Annotated in this window: 21 protein-coding genes; 10 read left to right on the forward strand and 11 right to left on the reverse strand. The window is 66.7% G+C overall.

The features are described from left to right. Nucleotides 1-6: 6 nt before the first annotated feature. From aroE to mpl, 4 genes are all read right to left on the reverse strand, one after another. A complete protein-coding gene (aroE, locus tag DIE02_RS23095; protein WP_124488241.1) occupies nt 7-873 on the reverse strand; it encodes a shikimate dehydrogenase in 867 nt (288 codons plus the stop codon). Then, nucleotides 870-2,960, reverse strand: coding sequence for an RNB domain-containing ribonuclease (locus tag DIE02_RS23100; RefSeq protein ID WP_124488240.1), 2,091 nt, complete (start codon nt 2,958-2,960; stop codon nt 870-872). The genes aroE and DIE02_RS23100 overlap by 4 nt, the downstream gene beginning before the upstream one ends. An 81-nt stretch (nt 2,961-3,041) precedes the next feature. Then, nucleotides 3,042-3,611 carry a YqiA/YcfP family alpha/beta fold hydrolase gene (locus DIE02_RS23105; RefSeq protein WP_044844196.1) on the reverse strand — a complete coding sequence of 190 codons (570 nt, stop codon included), beginning with the start codon at nt 3,609-3,611 and terminating at the stop codon, nt 3,042-3,044. Continuing rightward, on the reverse strand, nt 3,608-4,993 hold the full coding sequence (mpl, locus tag DIE02_RS23110) for a UDP-N-acetylmuramate:L-alanyl-gamma-D-glutamyl-meso-diaminopimelate ligase (protein WP_059689100.1): 1,386 nt from the start codon (nt 4,991-4,993) through the stop codon (nt 3,608-3,610). Before mpl ends, DIE02_RS23105 begins: the two co-directional genes overlap by 4 nt. A gap of 232 nt (nt 4,994-5,225) precedes the next feature. On the opposite strand from mpl, the gene DIE02_RS23115 reads away from it, so the two are divergent. The 10 genes from DIE02_RS23115 to DIE02_RS23160 all read left to right on the forward strand — a co-directional run bounded on the left by DIE02_RS23115 (nt 5,226) and on the right by DIE02_RS23160 (nt 13,505). After that, complete coding sequence (locus DIE02_RS23115) at nt 5,226-5,870, forward strand: UDP-N-acetylmuramate--alanine ligase (RefSeq protein WP_124488239.1); 645 nt, start codon at nt 5,226-5,228, stop codon at nt 5,868-5,870. Between the two features lie 7 nt (nt 5,871-5,877). Next, nucleotides 5,878-6,432, forward strand: coding sequence for a TlpA disulfide reductase family protein (locus tag DIE02_RS23120; protein ID WP_124488238.1), 555 nt, complete (start codon nt 5,878-5,880; stop codon nt 6,430-6,432). A 194-nt stretch (nt 6,433-6,626) separates the two neighbouring features. Further along, entirely contained in the window at nt 6,627-7,079 is a 453-nt protein-coding gene (aroQ, locus tag DIE02_RS23125) for a type II 3-dehydroquinate dehydratase (RefSeq protein ID WP_040143361.1), read from the forward strand. 64 nt (nt 7,080-7,143) lie between these two features. Then, nucleotides 7,144-7,617 (forward strand): acetyl-CoA carboxylase biotin carboxyl carrier protein, encoded by a 474-nt coding sequence (gene accB / locus DIE02_RS23130; RefSeq protein ID WP_124488237.1) that lies wholly within the window; start codon nt 7,144-7,146, stop codon nt 7,615-7,617. Nucleotides 7,618-7,702: 85 nt separating this feature from the next. Then, nucleotides 7,703-9,070 carry an acetyl-CoA carboxylase biotin carboxylase subunit gene (accC, locus tag DIE02_RS23135; RefSeq protein ID WP_044844200.1) on the forward strand — a complete coding sequence of 456 codons (1,368 nt, stop codon included), beginning with the start codon at nt 7,703-7,705 and terminating at the stop codon, nt 9,068-9,070. Nucleotides 9,071-9,072: 2 nt separating this feature from the next. Further along, nucleotides 9,073-9,975, forward strand: a complete 903-nt coding sequence (gene prmA / locus DIE02_RS23140) for a 50S ribosomal protein L11 methyltransferase (protein ID WP_124488236.1) — start codon at nt 9,073-9,075, stop codon at nt 9,973-9,975. A 45-nt stretch (nt 9,976-10,020) separates the two neighbouring features. After that, nucleotides 10,021-11,403, forward strand: coding sequence for a DUF3426 domain-containing protein (locus DIE02_RS23145; RefSeq protein ID WP_124488235.1), 1,383 nt, complete (start codon nt 10,021-10,023; stop codon nt 11,401-11,403). Nucleotides 11,404-11,475: 72 nt separating this feature from the next. Beyond that, nucleotides 11,476-11,979: a thiol peroxidase gene (gene tpx, locus DIE02_RS23150; RefSeq protein WP_044844203.1), complete on the forward strand. Its 504-nt coding sequence runs from the start codon at nt 11,476-11,478 to the stop codon at nt 11,977-11,979. A gap of 94 nt (nt 11,980-12,073) precedes the next feature. Then, nucleotides 12,074-13,012, forward strand: a complete 939-nt coding sequence (locus DIE02_RS23155) for a carbohydrate kinase family protein (protein WP_044844204.1) — start codon at nt 12,074-12,076, stop codon at nt 13,010-13,012. 19 nt (nt 13,013-13,031) lie between these two features. After that, complete coding sequence (locus tag DIE02_RS23160; RefSeq protein WP_011883213.1) at nt 13,032-13,505, forward strand: glycine zipper 2TM domain-containing protein; 474 nt, start codon at nt 13,032-13,034, stop codon at nt 13,503-13,505. Between the two features lie 215 nt (nt 13,506-13,720). Here the strand turns inward: DIE02_RS23160 and DIE02_RS23170 are convergent, their stop codons facing one another. The 7 genes from DIE02_RS23170 to DIE02_RS23205 form a co-directional block, all read right to left on the reverse strand. Then, the gene (locus DIE02_RS23170) at nt 13,721-14,428 is read right to left on the reverse strand and encodes a histone H1-like DNA-binding protein (RefSeq protein WP_044844205.1); all 708 of its coding nucleotides are present in this window, start codon (nt 14,426-14,428) and stop codon (nt 13,721-13,723) included. A gap of 28 nt (nt 14,429-14,456) precedes the next feature. Further along, nucleotides 14,457-14,783, reverse strand: a complete 327-nt coding sequence (locus DIE02_RS23175) for a hypothetical protein (RefSeq protein WP_082088468.1) — start codon at nt 14,781-14,783, stop codon at nt 14,457-14,459. Between the two features lie 83 nt (nt 14,784-14,866). Then, entirely contained in the window at nt 14,867-16,078 is a 1,212-nt protein-coding gene (locus DIE02_RS23180; RefSeq protein WP_044844206.1) for a ribonucleotide-diphosphate reductase subunit beta, read from the reverse strand. Between the two features lie 363 nt (nt 16,079-16,441). Further along, on the reverse strand, nt 16,442-19,438 hold the full coding sequence (locus tag DIE02_RS23190; protein WP_124488233.1) for a ribonucleoside-diphosphate reductase subunit alpha: 2,997 nt from the start codon (nt 19,436-19,438) through the stop codon (nt 16,442-16,444). 463 nt (nt 19,439-19,901) lie between these two features. Further along, on the reverse strand, nt 19,902-20,492 hold the full coding sequence (gene ampD / locus DIE02_RS23195; protein WP_124488232.1) for a 1,6-anhydro-N-acetylmuramyl-L-alanine amidase AmpD: 591 nt from the start codon (nt 20,490-20,492) through the stop codon (nt 19,902-19,904). After that, entirely contained in the window at nt 20,489-20,803 is a 315-nt protein-coding gene (locus DIE02_RS23200; RefSeq protein ID WP_124488231.1) for a PP0621 family protein, read from the reverse strand. The genes ampD and DIE02_RS23200 overlap by 4 nt, the downstream gene beginning before the upstream one ends. 13 nt (nt 20,804-20,816) lie before the next feature. After that, entirely contained in the window at nt 20,817-21,710 is an 894-nt protein-coding gene (locus DIE02_RS23205) for an inner membrane protein YpjD (protein ID WP_124488230.1), read from the reverse strand. Nucleotides 21,711-21,762 lie beyond the last annotated feature (52 nt).

The raw sequence follows: 21,762 nt of genomic DNA on the forward strand, positions 1-21,762 counted from the left end.
CTCCGCTCAGGCCGCCGCGAGCGCCTGGCGCAGCGCGGCCAGCACCGGTGCGCCGTCCGGCCGCACGCCGCGCCAGATGAAGAACGATTCGGCCGCCTGCTCGACCAGCATCCCGAGCCCGTCGGCCGTACGCGCGCCGAGCGACGCCGCATGCTGCATGAACACCGTCGGTTGCGCGCCGTACATCATGTCGTACGCGAGCGTGCCCGCGCCGAACGCGGCCGCGTCGCACGCCGGCAGCGCCGCATCGAGGCTGCCTGCCGTCGCGTTGACGATCACGTCGTACGGCTCGGCCCGCACGGCGTCCGGGCCGCCGCCCGACAGTACGCAGCCCGCATCGTGCGCGGCCTGCGTGAACTGGCCTACGAGCGCCTCGGCCTTGCTCGCGGTGCGGTTCACGATCGTGATCGACAGCGGCGCGCGCTCGAGCATCGGCAGCACGACGCCACGCGCCGCGCCGCCCGCGCCGAGCAGCAGGATGCGCGCGCCCGCGAGCGACACGCCGAGATTCGATTCGATGTCGCGCACGAGGCCGACGCCGTCCGTGTTGTCGCCGTAGATGCCGCCGTCGGCATCGATGCGCAGCGTGTTCACCGCGCCCGCCGCCGCCGCGCGCGGCGACAGCGTGTCGGCGAGCGCATGCGCGTCGAGCTTGAACGGCACCGTCACGTTCGCACCGCGTCCGCCTTCGGCGATGAACGCACGCACGGCGGCCTCGAAGCCGTCGACCGGCGCGAGCCGGTGCTCGTAGACGATCGCCTCGCCCGTCTGCGCGGCGAACTGCGCGTGGATGAACGGCGACTTGCTGTGCGCCACCGGGTTGCCGAACACCACATAGCGGTCGGCGCCGCTCGTCGACGCGGCTGCGTTCACGATGCGCGCCCCTCTTCGCCATCCTGGCCGTTGGCGGTCGCGGCCGCGTCGCCCGCGGCAGTCGCGCCGTCCGCTTCGGCCAGTGCTTCGGCCTCGGCTTGCGCCGACGCGTCCTGCGCATCGACCAGCGTGTCGTCGCCGCCTTCGTTCTCGTCTTCGTCGTCGGACGCGTCGCCGCTCGTCACGGTCGGCGCGTCGAGCACGTTAAGCAGCCGCACCGACGCCTCGATCGTCAGCTCGTCGAGCGACATCACGTCGAGCAGCACGCGCGTGCCGCGCGCATGCACGCCAAGCCCCGGCACGTGCAGCAGCAGCGGAATTTCCTCGAGGCGCACCAGATCGCCCTTCACGACGCTCGCGACGACCTGCTTCTTCTGCTCCTGCGCGAGCCAGCGCAGGCACCAGAAGTACTCCATCCGGCGCTGATAGTCGGCGTACGCGGTATAGGTGTCGTCGAAGCCCTGCACGACCGCGTACAGGTCGGCGTCCTTCGGCTTGAACGGCGCGGCGAGCTTCGCGGTGACGCCGTGCTGCACGCACGCCAGCAGTTGCCACTGGTTCACGAGGTCGACGTAACGGCGCAGCGGCGACGTGCTCCACGCGTATTGCGCGACACCGAGGCCTTCGTGCGGCGCGGCCGTCGTCTGCATCCGCGTGCGCTTCGGGCCCGGCGCGCCGAAGCCGCGCTGCGAGCGGTAGATGCCGGGCACCGTGTGGTCGTGCAGGAACGCGCCCCACGTCGAGTTCGCGAGGATCGCGAGTTCCGACACGATCAGGTCGAGCGGCGAGCCGCGGCGGCGCGGCGTGATCGTCACGTGCTCGCCTTCGACGTAGAAGTTGTAGTCGGTGTTGCGCTGCACTTCGCGCTTCAGGCCGTAGCCCGCGCGCGCGACCTGGCGCTTCTCGAACAGCGCCTGCGCGAGCGGCCACAGCACGGCGATGTCGTCCTTGTGCGGATAGTCGCCGGTGCCGGCGGCGAGCGTCTCTTCGTTGACGAGCTCGTCGAGCGTGTTGTGGCGCAGGTTGTTCTTCACGAACACGAGTTCGGCGCGCGTCTCGTTCGCGACGATCTCCTGCGTCTCGCGGTTGACGATGATGTACAGCGACAGCGCCGGGCGGTAGTCGCCTTCCTTCAGCGTGAACACGTCGACCACGTCGTCCGGCAGCATCGTGATCTTGTCGCCCGGCATGTAGACGGTCGACAGGCGCGCGCGCGCGATCGCGTCGACTGCGTCGCCGCGCACGATGCCGAGCGCCGGCGCCGCGATGTGCACGCCGATCCGCACGCGACCGTCGGACAGGTGCTCGACCGAGAACGCGTCGTCGATTTCGGTCGTCGTGATGTCGTCGATCGAGAACGCCTCGACGTCCGCGCGCGGCAGGTCGTCCGGCAGCGGGCCGACCGTGACGGCCGGGAAGCCCGTGCCGTGCGGGAAGAATTCCGCGAGGAAGCGCGCCTCGTGCAGCGCACGCGGCGACGCGATGCCGCCGCAGTCGAGCATCAGCCGCGCCGGCGACACGCCGCGCGCGCCGGCCGCCGCTTCCATCGCCTTGTATTCGATCGCATTCTTGTCCGGCCGCGTGAGCAGCCCGAGCACCTTGCCCGCGAACGCTTCCGGCAGCTTGCCGGCCTTCAGCTCCTCTTCGTACTGCGCCTGGACGAGCGCCTGCTGGCGCTTGCGCTCGAGCGACGCGAGCGCCATCTTGAGCTGCTCTTCCGGCGCGCGCTGATACTGGCCGCGCCCCTTGCGGCGGAAGTAGACGGGCGAGCCGTGCAGCCGCAGCACCAGCGCCGCGCGCTCGACCGGGCCGTAGGTCGCGCCGAAGTATTCCGCGGCCAGCGCCGTATACGCGAATTCGTCGGCCGGCGCGCATTCCCACAGGAAATCCAGGTCGATCTGCTGCGCGGCCGTGTCGGCTTCCTGCATCAGCTCGCTCGCGGCCGGCTTCTCGAATTCGATCAGCACGTCTTTCGCGCGCACCTTCGCCCGCCGCCCGCCGGGCAACTCGACTTGAAACGCGTCGCCCTGGCGCGACAGCACGCTGCCCGCCTTGAAACTGCCCGATTCCTCGAAGAAAACGTTCACTCAGTACTCTCGTTCAGACTGCCGGGCGCCGCATCGGCGGCGCCGCATGATGATGGGAATTCGATCGGCATGACGCCGGGTTCATGACGTTCGGTCGTCGCAAAAGGCGAGAACGTCGTCGACATAGTCGGCAAATTCGCTGATTCCGTGGTCGCTGCCTTCGATCACGCGCGTTTTCGCGCCCGGGTAGTGGGCGAGCATCTCGCGGTAGTCCAGCACTTCGTCGCCCGTCGCCGCGAACAGATAGTAGCGTTCGGGCCGCGAAATCGCCGGCACGCGCAGCGCGTCGAGCTCCTGCAGGTGATGGCGTTCGACGACAATCGAGCCGCCGCCGTGCCACAGCGGCTGTTCGCCCAGATGCTGCTCGAGGTCGCGCTGCGGCACGATCGCCGGATTCAGCAGCACCGCCTTCCAGCCGTGCTTTTCGGCGAGCCAGGTCGCGTAGTAGCCGCCGAGCGAGCTGCCGATCACCGTCACGTCGCGCACCCCGGCCACCGCGGCTTCCGCGACGGCGATCGCCTCGAGCGGCGACACCGACAGCGACGGGCAGCGCCATTCGGGCGTGCGGCCGAGCTCGGCCATGCGCGCGGCGAGGAGCCGCGACTTCTGCGACTCCGGCGACGACCGGAACCCGTGCAGGTACAGGATCACGCGCGGCTCCCGAGCGCGTCGAGCAGCTTCTGGTGCACGCCGCCGAAGCCGCCGTTGCTCATCACGAGCACGTGGTCGCCCGGACGCGCGGCCTCGACGACCGACTTCACCAAGAGATGGAGATCGTCGAACGCGCGGGCCTTGTCGCCGAGCGGCGCGAGCGCGTCGCCGAGGTTCCAGCCGAGCGCGTCGCGCCCGGTCGGTGCGCCGTAGCCGAACACCAGGTCGGCGTCGGCGAGACTGGCCGGCAGTTGCGCCTTCATCACGCCGAGCTTCATCGTGTTCGAACGCGGCTCGAGCACGGCGAGAATACGGGAGTTTTGGCGGCCGATGCGTGCACGAAGGCCGGCGATCGTGGTTTCGATCGCGGTCGGATGGTGCGCGAAGTCGTCGTAGACGGTTACCCCATCCACGCTGCCGCGCACTTCCATGCGCCGCTTCACGTTGCGAAACGATGCGAGCGATTCGGCGGCCTGCGCGGGCGGCACGCCGACGTGGCGGGCGGCGGCGATCGCCGCGAGCGCGTTCATCCGGTTGTGGTCGCCCTGCACCTGCCACGCGACCTCACCGACACGCTCGGCCTGCGAATACACCGCGAAGCGCTCGTCGACCGGTACGCCGTCCTCGGCCGGCAGTGCCTGCCAGCCGCCATCGACGCCGAAGCGCTCGACCTCGCTCCAGCAGCCGCGCGCGAGCACGCGCTCGAGCGCGTCCGAGCGGCCGTTGGTCACGATCCGGCCGACGCCCGGCACGGTGCGCACGAGATGATGGAATTGCGTTTCGATCGCGGCGAGATCCGGGAAGATGTCGGCGTGATCGAATTCGAGATTGTTGAGCACCGCGGTGCGCGGCCGGTAATGGACGAACTTCGAGCGCTTGTCGAAGAACGCCGTGTCGTATTCGTCGGCCTCGATCACGAAGAAACTCGAATCGGTCAGCCGCGCCGACACGCCGAAGTTCAGCGGCACGCCGCCGATCAGGAAGCCCGGGTTCAGGCCGGCATCTTCCAGCAGCCACGCGAGCATCGACGACGTGGTCGTCTTGCCGTGCGTGCCCGCGACCGCCAGCACCCACTTGCCTGCCAGCACGTGTTCGCCGAGCCATTGCGGGCCGGATACATAAGGCAGGCCGCGATCGAGGATCGCCTCCATCAGCGGGTTGCCGCGCGTGACGACGTTGCCGATCACGAACAGGTCTGGCTTCAGGTCGATCTGCTCGGCGCCGTAGCCCTCGATCAGCGTGATGCCCTGCGCCTCGAGCTGCGTGCTCATCGGCGGATAGACGCCCGCGTCGCAACCCGTCACCGTGTGGCCGGCCTCGCGCGCGAGCACGGCGAGACCGCCCATGAAGGTGCCGCAGATGCCAAGAATGTGGATGTGCATAGATGAATGCTTTCGCGCCGCCGGGCGCCGTCGATTCGGAAAGATGGTCTGCGGCACGCCGGACAGGCCGCCCGGCCAACGACTTTCGCCGCGACACAAAGACCGTCATTGTAACTGACGGCCCGCCGTGCCCGGCGGCCCGAACGACGGATCCGGATGCCGCGCGGCACGGCGGACGACGCGCGGCCGCACCGCGTTCGGCCGCCGCGCGATCGAGTATGATTGCCGGATCATGTCTCGCAAACCTCTTGTCGACCCGCGGCGCGCCCGCGAGGAAATCGCCCAGTCCGCCGCGCGCCTGATCGCGGAGGACGGCCTCGATTACGCCAGCGCGAAGCGCAAGGCCGCGCGCCAGCTGTTCGGCGATACGCGCGTTGCCGGCGAATGGCTGCCGGATAACGACCTGATCGAGGAAGAACTGCGCGAGTACCTCGCCCTGTTCCAGAGCGACACGCAGCCGGACGAACTGCGCCGCCTGCGCGAGATCGCGCTCGACTGGATGCGCCGGCTCGCCGAGTTCAATCCGTACGTGACGGGCGCGGTGCTGAACGGCACCGCGAACGCGCATTCGGACATCCATTTGCAGATATTCACCGACAACCCGAAGGACGTCGCGATCTACCTGCTGAACCAGAACGTTCAGTACGACGTGTCCGAGACGCGGCATTTCGCCGGTCGCGCCGACGTCGAGACGCTCAGCTTCCTGTGGCGCCCGCGGCGCGACGTGGACGCGATCGGCATTCACGTCGCGCTCTACGCGAGCGACGACCTGCGCGGCGCGGTCAAGGCCGACGCGCGCGGCCGGGTCGCCCGCGCGGACGCCGCCGCATTGCGTGCGCTCGTCGAAGCCAGCAACGCCCCTTCCGAACCGGAATGATTCAACGATGATGATGAAACGCATGTTGCCGCTCGCGGTAGTCGCGGCCGCCGCCGTCGCCGGCGGGCTCGCCGCCGGCCATTGGTTCCGCGGCGGCAGCGCCGATGACGGCGTCGCCGTCGCCGCGCCCGCTGCGCAGGGCAGCCCGGTCGACCAGCTGTGGGCCGCGTCGCTGACCGGCGTCGACGGCAAGCCGGCGTCACTCGCTTCCTTCAAGGGCCAGAAAGTCGTGGTCAATTTCTGGGCGTCGTGGTGCGGCCCGTGCGTCGAGGAGATGCCGGAGCTCGTCGCGCTGTCGCACCAATACAAGCAGAAAGGCATCCGCTTCATCGGGATCGGCGTCGATTCCGACCAGAACGTGAAGAACTTTCTGCAGAAGGTGAAGGTCGACTATCCGGTTTTCGTCAGCGGTTATGCGGGCGCCGATCTGGCCCGTAATTTCGGAAATACCGCCGGCGCGCTGCCGTTTACGGTCGTCATCGACGAAACCGGCAAGATTCGCGAGACAAAATTAGGACAAATCCAACCGGCCGAGCTGAAAAAGACCCTCGACGCGTTGTGATCGCCCTGAACGGCGGCCCGCACGTTGGCAGCGATTTGTACGTCGATCGCCGCAATTTCACGTGAATTCGCTGATACTTTGCAGCCGCACCGGTAATTCTTGCAGGTCCGGCGCGCCCGGCCGTTCGGCAAAACTAGACAAATTTCTCTAAATAGCGCTAAAGTTCGCGCAATTCCGCAGAAATAGAAGCGACCATGACACGATTGCTGGTGCTGCACGGCCCCAACCTGAACCTTCTCGGCACCCGGGAACCGGAGGTGTACGGCCGCGTCACGCTTGCGCAGATCGATCAGGCGCTTGCCGCGCGAGCCCAGGAAGCCGGCGCCGAACTGTCGTCGTTCCAGAGCAACCATGAAGGCGCGCTCGTCGACCGCATTCAGGCCGCGCGGGAGGAACAGACCGATTTCATCCTGATCAATCCCGCCGCGTATACGCACACGAGCGTCGCGATCCGGGACGCGATCGCCGGCGTCGGCATCCCGTTCGTCGAGGTTCACCTGTCGAACGTGCACCGCCGCGAAGCGTTCAGGCATCACTCCTACTTTTCCGACCAGGCCGAAGGCGTGATCTGCGGGCTCGGCTGGAAAGGTTATCTGTACGCGCTCGAGTACGCGCTGGACAAGCTGCAAGGCGCGTCGCGCGGCTGATTTCGCGATCTAGATTCAGCGCCGGTCCCACCGGCGCTTTCACGTATTGAAAGGGGAATTCCCGATGGATCTTCGTAAGCTGAAAACTCTGATCGACCTCGTTTCCGAATCCGGCATCTCCGAGCTGGAAGTCACGGAAGGCGAAGGCAAGGTGCGTATCGTCAAGAACGCGCCGCCGGTCTACGTGCAGCCGACGGCTGGGTATGCCCCGCAAGTCAGCGCGCCCGCTCCGTCGGTCGCGCTGCCGACCGAAGGTGCTGCCGCGCCGGCAGCAGGCGCCGCCGCCACACCGGCCGCCCCGCAAGGCCACGTCGTGACGTCGCCGATGGTCGGCACGTTCTATCGCGCGCCGTCGCCGGGCGCGGACCCGTTCGTCCAGGTGGGCGACACGGTCAAGGAAGGCCAGACGATCTGCATCATCGAAGCGATGAAGCTGCTCAACGAGATCGAGTCGGACAAGGCCGGCGTGATCAAGGAAATCCTCGTCGAGAACGGCCAGGCCGTCGAATACGGCCAGCCGCTTTTCGTGATCGGCTAAGTCCGCCGCGCGGCCCGTCCGGCCGCGCGCCGCCGATGCTCGCCAGGCGCCGTTCGCGCGCCCCTCGAAGAGACGAATACTCGCTATGTTTGAAAAAATCCTCATTGCCAACCGCGGTGAAATCGCGCTGCGCATCCAGCGCGCGTGCCGCGAGCTCGGCGTCAAGACGGTGGTCGTCTACTCGGAAGCCGACAAGGAAGCCAAGTACGTGCGCCTCGCGGACGAAGCCGTCTGTATCGGCCCGGCCCCGTCGAACCTGAGCTACCTGAACATGCCGGCGCTGATCAGCGCCGCGGAAGTCACCGATGCCGAGGCGATCCACCCCGGCTACGGCTTCCTGTCCGAGAACGCCGATTTCGCCGAACGCGTCGAGCAGTCGGGCTTCACGTTCATCGGCCCGCGCCCGGAAACGATCCGGATGATGGGCGACAAGGTCACCGCGAAGCAGACCATGATCAAGACCGGCGTGCCGTGCGTGCCGGGCTCGGAAGGCGCGTTGCCGGACGATCCGAAGGAGATCGTGAAGATTGCGCGCGCGATCGGCTATCCGGTCATCATCAAGGCAGCGGGCGGCGGCGGCGGGCGCGGGATGCGCGTCGTGCACACCGAAGCCGCGCTCGTGAACGCGGTCAACATGACCCGCGAGGAAGCCGGCCGTGCGTTCGGCAACCCGCAGGTGTACATGGAGAAGTTCCTCGAGAACCCGCGCCACATCGAAATCCAGGTGCTGTCGGACGCGCACAAGAACGCGATCTGGCTCGGCGAGCGCGACTGCTCGATGCAGCGCCGTCACCAGAAGGTGATCGAGGAAGCGCCGGCGCCCGGCATTCCGCGCCGCCTGATCGAGCGCATCGGCGACCGCTGCGCGGACGCGTGCAAGAAGATGGGCTACCTCGGCGCAGGCACGTTCGAATTCCTGTACGAGAACAACGAGTTCTACTTCATCGAGATGAACACGCGCGTGCAGGTCGAGCACCCGGTGTCGGAGATGATCACGGGCGTCGACATCGTGCAGGAACAGATCCGCATCGCTGCCGGCGAGAAGCTCGCGCTGCGCCAGCGCGACATCGAGTTCCGCGGACATGCGATCGAATGCCGGATCAACGCGGAAGATCCGTTCAAGTTCACGCCGTCGCCGGGCCGGATCACGTCGTGGCATACGCCGGGCGGCCCTGGCGTGCGCGTCGACTCGCATGCGTACAATGGCTATTTCGTGCCGCCGAACTATGATTCGATGATCGGCAAGCTGATCACCTACGGCGCGACGCGCGACCAGGCGATCCGCCGGATGCGCATCGCGCTGTCGGAAATGGTCGTCGAAGGCATCCAGACCAACATCCCGCTGCACCGCGAGCTGATGATCGACTCGAAGTTCGTCGAAGGCGGCACCAGCATCCACTATCTCGAACACCGGCTCGCCCAGAAGCAGCAGGTCGCACCGGAAGAAGCGTAAGCATGAGCTATCGCGAACTCGTCGTCGAACTGGCCCGTGAGCATGCGGAGGCGCTGTCCGACGCGCTGCTCGACCTCGGCGCGCTGTCGGTGTCCGTCGAGGACGCCGACGCCGACACGCCCGACGAACAGCCGCTCTTCGGCGAGCCCGGCCTTGTTCCCGAACGCACCGCGTGGCAGCACTCGCGCGTGATCGCGCTGCTGTCGCCCGATCACGACCCGGCCGTGCTGCTCGCGGCGGCCGCGAACGAGATCGGCGTCGCCGAGACGCCGAAGTTCGACGTGCGCGAAGTCGAGGAACAGGACTGGGTGCGGCTCACGCAGTCGCAGTTCGAGCCGATTCCGATCGGCGAGCGGATCTGGGTCGTGCCGTCGTGGCACGACGCGCCCGACCCCGACGCGCTGATCCTCGAACTCGACCCCGGTCTCGCGTTCGGCACCGGCAGCCACCCGACCACCCGCCTGTGCATGGAATGGCTCGAACAGTCGGTGAAGCCCGGCCAGTCGGTGCTCGACTACGGCTGCGGCTCGGGCATTCTCGCGATCCTCGCGCGGAAATGCGGGGCGAACCCCGTGGTCGGCATCGACATCGATCCGCAGGCGGTCGAATCGGCGCGCCAGAACAGCGAACGCAACCATGCGGAAGTCACGTACGGGCTGCCCGATGCGTGCCCGGCCGGCGAATTCGACATCGTCGTCGCCAACATCCTGTCGAACCCGCTGAAACTGATGGCATCGATGCTCGCATCGAAGGTGAAACCGGGCGGGCGCATCGCACTGTCGGGCGTGCTCGCGCGCCAGGCGGACGAAGTCGCGGCCGTCTATGCGCGCTACGTCGACATCTCGGTCTGGCGCGAACACGAAGGTTGGGTATGCCTCGCCGGAACGCGGCGGGAAAGCCATTAGAATAGCGCTGTCCTTCACTCTGGCCAGCAGGCCGCCCGGCTCGACATGCTTCTTGCGACGCGCTGCCCTCATTGCGAAACCGTCTTCCGGCTGCAGCAGGAGCAGCTCGCGCTGCATGACGGGCTCGTGCGTTGCGGACACTGTCAGCAGGTCTTCAACGCATCGCAGTCGCTCGTACCCGATCCGGCACCGCCGGAATCCGCGCTGACCGAAGCGGCGCCGGTCGAGCCGGCCGCCGCCAACCCGCAACACGACGCCGCGCCCGCGCGGCTCTTCACCACCGACGCACCGGTCGAACCGGCAGCGGGTTCCGATTACCAGCCGGAAGGCTGGGACATGTGGGCGCCGTGGCTCGATGGCGGCGTCGACCCGTCCCTGCAGCACAGTGTCGAGACCGTGCGCGCCGAGCCGCTGATCCCGCTTGCGCTGCCGTCGACGGAATCCGGTGTGGTTCACCTGTCCGGCACGCCGGCGCCGATCGCATCGCAGCCGGCCGAGTTGCACGCCGTCGCCGCGCGATCGGCCGGACCGGATGCAGTGCCGCCCGAGACCGACGAACCGCTCACGCCGCTCACCGAACCCGACCTGCGTGAACCGCGCTTCGTCGCGCCCGCGCCGTCGATCGAACCCGCCGCAGCAGCGCCCGTCGAACCGGTCGGCAACGCGCGCTTCGCCGTGCCCGACGACGAGCACGCGCCACGCGAACCGCGCTTCGCGTTCAGGCCGGTACAAGCCGAGCCCGGACTCGAACCGAAACCCGAACCCGACACCCACGCCGAACGTGCCGCCGCACCGGCCGCAGCCGCCAGCGAACCCGGTGCCGAACCGGACGTACAACCGGCCGCCGAGCCGGTCGCCCAGCCGGCCGCCCCCTTCCCCGCCGCACTGTCCGACGACGACCGCCCGCCCTTCGCCGTGACGCGCGAGCCGCGCGCGCAGCAGCGACGTGGAACGCTCGGCGGCTTTTTCGGCGGCCTCGTCGCGGCCGTGCTCGCGGTGCTGCTCGTCGCGCAGCTCGCGTGGTGGCAGCGCGAAACCGTGATGATCTACTGGCCCGTCACGCAGGGCTGGTTCCGGCAGGCGTGCGCGCCGCTCGGCTGCAAGGTGACGCCGCCGCGCGCGATCGACGGCCTGCGGCTCGACGCGGCCGACCTGCGCCAGATCGACGGCCCGCGCGTGCTGGAGTTGAAGGTGCCGCTGACGAACCGCTACCGCGTCGCGCTCGCCTACCCGTCGCTCGAGCTGACGCTGCTCGACGACACGAATCACGTGACCGTGCGCCGCGTGCTCGCGCCGCGCGACTACGTGCGCCCGGGCATGCCGATCGACGCCGGGCTGCCGCCCGGCACGACGCAGACGATGGTCGTCCGTCTCGACACGAACGGCGCGCCCGCCTCGAATTTCCGCGTCCAGATCTTCTATCCGTGACGCCCCGCGGCGCGCGCATGCGCGCCGTCTCAACCCGCGCGCCGCTGCGGCGCGCTATTTCGGAGCACGAACATGAGCAAAGTTACGCTGGGTGGCAACCCGATCGATCTCGCCGGCACGTTCCCGGCCGTCGGCTCGCAAGCCCCCGACTTCAAGCTGGTCGGCAAGGACCTCGCCGACCTGTCGCTCGCCAGCTTCGCCGGCAAGCGCAAGGTGCTGAACATCGTCCCGAGCCTCGATACGCCCACCTGCGCGACGTCGACCCGCAAGTTCAACGAAGCCGCGTCGTCGCTCGACAACACGGTCGTGGTGGTCGTGTCCGGCGACCTGCCGTTCGCCGCCACGCGCTTCTGCACGACCGAAGGCCTCGCGAACGTCGTGACGGCTTCGACGTTCCGCGGCGGCCGCGCGTTCGCGAACGCATACGGCGTCGACGTGACGAGCGGCCCGCTGAACGGCCTGACGGCCCGCGCGGTCGTCGTGCTCGACGCGCAGGACAAGGTGCTCCACGCGGAACTCGTCGGCGAGATCAAGGACGAGCCGAACTACGACGCAGCGCTCGCCGCACTGAAGTAACCCGCAGCCGCCCGGCCCTGCCGCGCGAGGCCCGACGGCCTGCGCGCGCCGGCCGGGCAGCCGCCTCCCTTTGCTCTCTACAGGAACGCACGCCTTGACTACGCTGATTTGCGGCTCGCTCGCCTACGACAACATCATGACCTTCGAAGGCCGGTTTCGCGAGCACATCCTGCCCGACCAGGTTCACCTTCTGAACGTGAGCTTCCTCGTGCCGACGATGCGTCGCGAATTCGGCGGTTGCGCGGGGAACATCGCCTACGCGCTGCACATGCTCGGCGGCGACGCGCGCATCATGGCGACGGTCGGCGCGAACGACGCCGATCGCTATCTCGAGCGTCTCGACAGCCTCGGCCTGTCGAAGGCCAGCATACGCGTGGTGCCCGAAACGCACACCGCGCAGGCGATGATCACGACCGATCTCGAGAACAACCAGATCACCGCATTCCACCCCGGCGCGATGATGCAGTCGCACCTGAACCGCGCGGACGAAGTGTCGGGCGTGAAGCTCGGCATCGTCGCGCCGGACGGCTTCGACGGGATGGTCCAGCACGCCGAGCAATTCGCGAAGGCCGGCATCCCGTTCATCTTCGATCCGGGCCAGGGCCTGCCGCTGTTCGACGGTGCGACGCTGCGCCGCATCATTGAACTCGCCACCTTCGTTGCGGTCAACGACTACGAGGGCAAGCTCGTCAGCGACAAGACGGGCTGGTCCGAACAGGAAATCGCCAGCCGGGTTCAGGCGTTGATCATCACGCGCGGCGAGCGCGGCGCCACCATTCTTCACAAAAACGGCGAAGAACAGATTCCGGTCGTGCAAGCCGAGCGTGTCGTCGATCCGACCGGCTGCGGCGACGCCTTCCGGGGCGGCCTGCTGTACGGCATCGAGAATGGCCTCGACTGGGCAACCACGGGCCGCCTCGCGAGCCTGATGGGCTCGATCAAGATCGCCCACCAGGGGCCTCAAACTTACGCACTGACGCGCGCCGAAATCGACGCGCGCTTCGAGGCTGCCTTCGGGTACAGTCTCAAATGAATATTGTGGGAGAGCAAAGATGTTGACCAAGAAAACCCTCACGCTCGCTGCCATGCTGACGGCCACGCTGACGCTCGCCGGCTGCTTCACGGCGCCGGGCTCGGCAGATGTCTATAGCGTCGGCCAGGCGCAGCGCGAGCAAACCGTGCGCATGGGCACCGTCGAAAGCGTCCGTGCGGTGCGCATCCAGTCCGATGGCGGCGGCAGCGCGATCGGCACGCTCGGCGGCGGCGCGCTCGGCGCAGTCGCGGGCAGCGCGATCGGCGGCGGCAAGGGATCGATCCTGACGGCCATCGCGGGCGGTCTCGTCGGCGCGGTCGCAGGCAACGCGGTCGGCGAAAACCTCAGCACGGCGAACGGTGTCGAAATCACCGTGCGCCTCGACAACGGCGACCTGCGCTCGATCACGCAGGCGGCGAGCGGCGAAGTGTTCCGCGCCGGCGAACGGGTGCGACTGCTGTCGAGCGGCGGCGTCACGCGCGTCACGCACTAACGAGCATCCTCAGCACGCGGCGCAAGCCGCGGTCGAACGCATGTGCGAAGCTGCACATGCGTTTTTTTTCGTCCGTGCCCGGCAGCCGGCCGGCCCATCGATGCAGAGGGACGAAAAAAATCCCGCCACCTGAGCCAGATGGCGGGATCGATTGAGTAGCGCTACTCAACCCGCGGACACCGCGTGAGTGTCCGGGTAGTGCTGGTCAGCCGCGATTACGGACGGCTGCCGGTCGGGAACGGCCATGCCGCTGCCGGGTTGAGCGCGGTCTTCACGCCCGATGCCGGCGCGACCGATGCGGTCGACGCGGTGGTTGCCGGTGCAGCCTTCTTCACGACGGCCTTCTTCGGAGCAGCAGCCTTCTTCGGTGCAGCGGCCTTCTTCGCCGGTGCGGCAGCCTTCGGAGCAGCGGCAGCCTTCGGTGCAGCAGCAGCCTTCGGTGCAGCGGCAGCCTTCTTCGCAGGGGCAGCCTTCTTGGCAGGCGCAGCCTTCTTCGCAGCAGCCTTCTTCGCAGGCGCAGCCTTCTTGGCGGCAGCCTTCTTCGCCGGCGCGGCCTTCTTGGCAGCGGCCTTCTTCGCCGGTGCTGCCTTCTTCGCAGCAACCTTCTTCACCGCGACTTTCTTGGCTGCAACCTTCTTCGCAGCGGCCTTCTTCGCCGGTGCTGCCTTCTTCGCGGCAACCTTCTTCACCGCGACTTTCTTCGCAGCAACCTTCTTCGTTGCGACCTTCTTTGCCGCGACCTTCTTCGCAGCAGCCTTCTTCGCCGGTGCTGCCTTCTTCGCGGCAACCTTCTTCACCGCGACCTTCTTCGCAGCAACCTTCTTCACCGCAGCGGCCTTCTTCGCCGGAGCAGCAGCCTTCTTCGCAACGGTCTTCTTGGCAGCAACCTTCTTAGCAGCCGGTTTCTTCTTGGCAGTAGCCATGTTGTTCTCCTTCAGGTTCAGATGAGAGTCAGTTCAAACTACACCCTTCGTCAAAACCCGCTTCCCGCGGACGCTGTTCAGGACGTGCGCTTCGAAGCGGGCTATTCATCGGCGTACGCGGATACCACGCGCTTACGCTAATGAATACGGTATGGCGCGCGTGACCCCATGGCCTCGCGCGCCAAATCAAGTCGGTAGCCGGCGCGCCTCGCGCCGCCACCCCTAATCGCTTGATCAAGCGGACCGCCACACGGCCGTCCGCTTTTTCCGGAGGGAAGTTTGCCCATCCCACTGAAGGGTTCGCAAAGTGCCGATCATGTCGTTGGGCCGTTAAGGCACCGGGCATGCTTTGCATCAGGCGTTCTTGCTCCTAAACCTTGGGCCGGGGCCGAGAGGCCGCCGGCTGCTCACATCATGTGACGGGTTCGCTGCTGCGGGTTATTCCCAGGACAGCGCGCCGCCCGTCTGATACTCGATCACACGCGTCTCGAAGAAGTTGCGTTCCTTCTTCAGGTCGATCATCTCGCTCATCCACGGGAACGGGTTTTCCTCGTTCGGGAACAGCGGGTCGAGGCCGATCTGCTGGCAACGGCGGTTGCTGATGAAGCGCAGATAGCTCTTGAACATCGACGCGTTCAGACCCAGCACGCCGCGCGGCATCGTGTCCTCGGCGTAGCGGTATTCGAGTTCGACAGCCTGCTTGAACAGCTCGCGGATCTCGGCGCGGAATTCCGCGGTCCAGAGATGCGGGTTCTCGAGCTTGATCTGGTTGATCAGGTCGATGCCGAAATTGCAGTGCATCGACTCGTCGCGCAGGATGTACTGATATTGCTCTGCAGCACCCGTCATCTTGTTCTGGCGGCCGAGCGCGAGAATCTGCGTGAAGCCGACATAGAAGAACAGGCCTTCCATGATGCAGGCGAACACGATCAGCGACTTCAGCAGCTTCTGATCCGCTTCGAGCGTGCCGGTCTTGAAGGCCGGGTCAGTCAGCGTGTGGATGAACGGGATCAGGAATTCGTCCTTCGCGCGGATCGACGTGACCTCGTGGTACGCGTTGAAGATCTCGCCTTCGTCGAGACCGAGCGATTCGACGATGTATTGGTACGCGTGCGTGTGGATCGCCTCTTCGAACGCCTGGCGCAGCAGGAACTGCCGGCACTCGGGCGCCGTGATGTGGCGGTACGTGCCGAGCACGATGTTGTTCGCGGCGAGCGAATCGGCCGTCACGAAGAAGCCGAGGTTGCGCTTGACGATGCGGCGCTCGTCCTCGGTCAGACCGTTCGGATCCTTCCACAGGGCGATGTCGCGGGACATGTTGATTTCCTGCGGCATCCAGTGGTTCGCGCAACCCGCCAGATACTTTTCCCACGCCCACTTGTACTTGAACGGCACCAGCTGATTGACGTCAGTCTGGCCGTTGATGATGCGCTTGTCTGCAACGTTGACCCGCGCTTCCGAACCGCCGGCGGGAACAGCCGATGCTTGCGGCGGCACCGCAAGATCGCCTTCGAAAATGTCGCGGACCTGATGGGCGGCAGGCGTTGCAGCCTGCATTCCGACAGCCATCCCTGCGGAGGTGCGCAACGCGTTTTGCTGCGCTCCGCTCGCGGGGGTTACGGCAGTCTTCTCGTCATCCCAGTTGAGCATAAATTCTCACCATCAATTTAGAACGGTTTGTACCATCTTTTCCTGAGCGATAAAAGGGCTCGCTCACGAAAAATCCTTTTTTCGATTCGCGTTGCGACCTCGATACAACACTTTGAGCAACGCATCGTCGTTCATGCAGCGCGCGACGTGTGTCGCACGTGTATCGCGAGGTGCGCTCGACGCATCGAACGCTGATCGAAACGCGACGTCGTCGGGGATGTTTCGATCGCTTGTCACTGCCTGCAACGCGAGTGCCGCGTTACAGATTCCTTATCATTTTTTTAGTTGAGAGCGGCGCACACTTCAACCTCGATCGGTTGTCGTGCGCGCCGCCCGAACCTTCTTCAGGTCATGCGCGCCGCGTTACTGGCAGGCTTCGCACTCGTCGAAGCCGGGATCGCCCGGGCGCATCGTGCATACCGGACCGTCCGCTTCAACCGGCGCGAGTGCCGGTGCCGCGTCGACTGCGCCCGACGACGACGCTGCGCCGCCCGCTGCACCGAAGCCGCCTGCCGCGCCTTGCGCGCCGCCGCTGCTCGAGCCGCCGCTCGTCGGCACCGCGTTCAGCACGCCGTGTGCGACCGTCGACTTCTCGACGTGCGTCGCTGCCATCGTGCGGAGGTAGTAGGTCGTCTTCAGACCGCGCAGCCAGGCGAGCTTGTAGACCTCGTCGAGCTTCTTGCCCGACGCGCCGCCCATGTAGATGTTCAGCGACTGCGCCTGGTCGATCCACTTCTGGCGACGCGATGCCGCTTCGACCAGCCACGTCGGGTCGACTTCGAACGCGGTCGCGTAGATCGCGCGCAGGTCGGCCGGGATACGGTCGATGCGCGACAGCATGCCGTCGAAGTACTTCAGGTCGGCGACCATCACTTCGTCCCACAGGCCGCGTTCCTTCAGGTCGCGGACGAGGTACTCGTTGACCACCGTGAATTCGCCCGACAGGTTCGACTTCACGTACAGGTTCTGGAAGGTCGGCTCGATGCATGCCGACACGCCGATGATGTTCGAGATCGTCGCCGTCGGCGCGATCGCGACGCAGTTCGAGTTGCGCATGCCGTGTGCGGCGATCCGCGAACGCAGCGTCGTCCAGTCGAGCGACTCGGACGTGTCGACCTCGACGTAGCCGCCGCGCGCTTCCGTCAGCAGCTTCAGCGTGTCCTGCGGGAGGATGCCGCGATCCCACAGCGAGCCGCGGTAGCTCGAGTAGCGGCCGCGTTCCTCGGCCAGCTCGGTCGACGCGTAGTACGCGTAGTAGCAGACCGCTTCCATCGAACGATCGGCGAACTCGACCGCCGCTTCCGACGCGTACGGCGTGCGCAGCAGGTGCAGGCAGTCCTGGAAGCCCATGATGCCCATGCCGACCGGACGGTGCTTCAGGTTCGAGTTACGCGCCTTCGGCACCGCGTAGTAGTTGATGTCGATCACGTTGTCGAGCATGCGCATCGCGACGCTGATCGTGCGCTTCAGCTTGTCGTGGTCGAGCGCGTAGCTGCCGTCGGCCTGCTTCACCAGGTGGGCGACGAGGTTCACGGAGCCCAGGTTGCACACCGCGATTTCGGTGTCGCTCGTGTTCAGCGTGATTTCCGTGCACAGGTTCGACGAGTGGACGACGCCGACGTGCTGCTGCGGCGAGCGCACGTTGCACGGATCCTTGAACGTGATCCACGGGTGGCCCGTTTCGAACAGCATGCCGAGCATCTTGCGCCAGAGCTGCTGCGCCGGGATCTTCTTGAACAGCTTGATCTCGCCGCGCGCGACCTTCTCTTCGTAAGCCGTGTAAGCCTTCTCGAAATCGGCGCCGAACTTGTCGTGCAGGTCCGGGCAGGTCGACGGCGAGAACAGCGTCCAGTCGGCGCCTTCCATCACGCGCTTCATGAACAGGTCGGGAATCCAGTTCGCCGTGTTCATGTCGTGCGTACGGCGGCGATCGTCGCCGGTGTTCTTGCGCAGCTCGAGGAACTCCTCGATGTCGAGGTGCCACGATTCGAGGTACGCGCACACCGCGCCCTTGCGCTTGCCGCCCTGGTTGACCGCGACGGCCGTGTCGTTGACGACCTTCAGGAACGGGACCACGCCTTGCGACTTGCCGTTCGTGCCCTTGATATGCGAGCCGAGTGCGCGCACGCGGGTCCAGTCGTTGCCGAGACCGCCGGCGAACTTCGACAGCAGCGCGTTTTCCTTCAGCGCTTCATAGATGCCGTCGAGATCGTCCGCGACCGTCGTCAGGTAGCACGACGACAACTGCGAGCGGTGCGTGCCCGAGTTGAACAGCGTCGGCGTCGAGCTCATGAAGTCGAAGCTCGACAGCACGTTGTAGAACTCGATCGCGCGCGTTTCGCGGTCGATCTCGTTCAGCGACAGGCCCATCGCGACGCGCATGAAGAATGCCTGCGGCATTTCGATGCGGCTGCCGTCGACGTGCAGGAAGTAGCGGTCGTACAGCGTCTGCAGGCCGAGGTAGCCGAACTGCAGGTCGCGGTTCGCGTCGAGCGCTTCGCCCAGACGCTTCAGGTCGAACTGAAGCAGCTTGTCGTCGAGCAGGCCGGCGTCGACGCCGCGCTTCAGGAACTGCGGGAAGTATTCCGCGTAGCGGGCCGACATCTCGGCCTGGACCACTTCCTCGCCGAGGATCTCGCGACGGATCGTGTGCAGCAGGATGCGGGCCGTGACCTGGCTGTATGCCGGATCCTTTTCGATCATCGTGCGCGCAGCGAGGATCGCCGAGTCGTAGACCTGGCTCATCGGCACGCCGTCGTACAGGTTCTTCACCGTTTCCGCGACGATCGGGTCAGGGTTAACCGCAGCGCCGAGACCGTCGCATGCCGACACGATCAGCGCGCGCAGTGCGTTCAGGTCGAGCGGGCGCGTGACGCCGTTGTCGACGACGTTGATGCCGGTGCTCGACTCGCCGCCCGCTGCCGCTGCTTCCTCGCCCGCATGCTGGCGCTCGAGGTGACGCTTCTCGCGATACAGCACGTACGCACGCGCGACGTTGTGCTCGCCGCCGCGCATCAGCGCGAGTTCGACCTGGTCCTGGATGTCTTCGATATGGAACGTACCGCCGTTCGGACGGCTGCGCACGAGCGCGCGCACGACGTTGTGCGTGAGCTGCTCGACGAGTTCGCGTACGCGTGCCGATGCCGCGCCCTGCCCGCCATTGACGGCCAGGAAAGCCTTGGTCACCGCAATCGCGATCTTCGAAGGCTCGAACGACACCACGCTGCCGTTGCGGCGGATCACCTTGTAGTCGGCGAACGTGGCCTGCGGCGCGAGCGCCTGCGCGCCCTGTTCGGTCCCGCCGAGCGGACGGCTCGAGGCGCTCTCGTACTGGGACGTCGCGTTGTCGGTGGTTTGCATGTGCAAAGCTCCTGGTGTTGGATGGTGCGGAGAGAACCGCGGATTAAAACGAACGCTGCGCTATCGGATGCGCGAGCGGTAAGAGGCGAGCGATGCGTCGGGGAAGCCGGTTCGGTCGATGCGCGACAACCGATCCGGTCGTGTGCTTCGTCATGTGTACGCTGCCCCGTCGAAGTTCGCTGCGCTTGATTGCGACGCCCGGACCGCCCGGCCTGGCGCGCCGCACTGAGAACCCTGGCCGCCGGCGTTGCCCGCCGGCCGGTGCCGCTCGGGTTTCCCCTGCGACACACACTATATCTAGTACAGAACCGCTCAACTGGCACCAAGTATAGTGGACATTCCGGCGACATCAAAACGGAGAATTTTCGCCGGAGGTATTGACATCAACCCGGCCGCCCGGACGGGCAGACGCGACAAGGCATTGGTCGGAAAAAAAAATTTCGCCCGCTCAAAAACCCTGCGATCAGTGCTGACGGAAAGGAAAGTATTCGGCGGAAAACCCGGCATCGCTCGCGAAGCGTTGCCAATCGAAGTGCGGACCCGGGTCGGTCTTGCGGCCCGGCGCGACGTCGGAATGCCCGGCCACCGCATCGATCGGGTAGCGCGCGGCGAGCGTGCGTGCGAGCACCCCGAGCGTCGCGTACTGCGCCGCGTCGAACGGCACGTCGTCCGCACCTTCGAGTTCGATGCCGATCGAGAAGTCGTTGCAGCGCGGCCGGCCGAAGAACTCGGACGCGCCCGCATGCCATGCACGCTCGTCGCACGACACGAACTGCACGAGTTCGCCGTCGCGGCGGATCAGGAAGTGCGCGGACACGCGCACGTCGCGCAGGTGACGCTGGTAATAGGGGTGCGTATCGCAATCGAGGCGATTCAGGAACAGCGCCTCGATCGCATCGCCGCCGAACTCGCCGGGCGGCAGGCTGATGTTGTGGACGACGACGAGCGTCGGCACCGCGCCCGCGGGCCGCGCCTCGAAATTCGGCGACGGCGCGTGGCGCGCTTCGCGCACCCAGCCGTTCGCGTCGACCGACAGCAGCGCTGCGTCGCTCATCGGGCGTCGTGGCCGCTCGCGTGTGCGCCGTGGCGCTGCGCGTGCTCGGTGCTGCAGAAGTATTCGCCGCCCGCGGCGACGGCGTCGCCCTGCGGCGTATGCACGCCGCACTCGGCGCAACGCACCATCGGTTCGGGCAGCGAGCGCGCGTCGCCGTTCGGGCGTGCCGCCCCGGCGCCAGGACCCGGTGCGCCGTCGTTGCCGCCACCGCGGCCGGCGCGCGCCTGCGCGTGCTCCTGGGCCTGGCGCAGCTTGCGCGTGAGCCACGAACCCGCGAAGAAGAGAAGAATCAGGAGAAGAATCTGTCGCATCGGAAACCTGCGTTCAAACCACGGAGCGGTGCAGCAGCACCTCGAAAACGAACCGGCTGCCGACATACGCGAGCAGCAGCGCGGCAAACGACACGAGCACCCAGCGCGCGGCGCCGCGCCCGCGCCAGCCCGACGTCTTGTGCGCGACCAGCAGGCCGCCGAACATCAGCCACGACAGCACCGCGAACACGGTCTTGTGATCGAGCCGCAGCGCGCGTGCATCGACCTGCTCGCTGAACAGGATCCCCGACGCGAGCGTCAGCGTCAGCAGCACGAAGCCGGCGCCGATCAGACGGAACAGCAGCTTCTCGAGCGTGAGCAGCGGCGGCAGCGTTTCGAGCCAGCTCGCGATCCAGCCGGTCGAGCCGTCGCGCCCGCCGCTCCTCAGCGACTGCAGGCGCCGCTCGACCATCAGCATCAGGACCGCGTGCAGCGCGGCGATCGCGAAAAGGCCGTACGCGATGTTCGCGATCAGGAAGTGCATCTTGAACAGCGGCGCTGCGGCATAAGGCAGCACCCGCACGCCACCGAACACGAGCGGCAGCAGCGACGCGCCGCACGCGAGCGGCAGCACGAGCAGGCGCAGGCTGTCGAGCGGGAAGAAGAAGCTCTCGATCCAGTAGATGCCGGCGCCGAGCCAGAACATCGCGGACAGCGCGAACGCGAAGCCGAAGACCATCGCGTCGTGCGGGAAGATCGTCGTGTGCAGCAGCACGCCGTGCGCGACGAGCGCCGCGAACAGCAGCGCGCGGCCGGCGCCGCTCATTCCCGACGCGGCGGACGCCGGCACCGGCACGGCCGGCACGCTCGCGACGAGCGGCGTCGCACCCTGGCGGTGCGTGCGCCAGCCTGCGACGGCGAGGCCGCCGTACAGGAATGCGGTGAGGGCATACAGTACAATATCCATGTTCGAAGTTTACACTAGGCCCCCTTCCCGCGACGGCTCCCTTTTGTACGGT

Origin of the sequence: Burkholderia sp. Bp8991, from assembly GCF_003853795.1 — a bacterium.
In the GTDB taxonomy this organism is placed as follows: Bacteria; Pseudomonadota; Gammaproteobacteria; order Burkholderiales; family Burkholderiaceae; genus Burkholderia.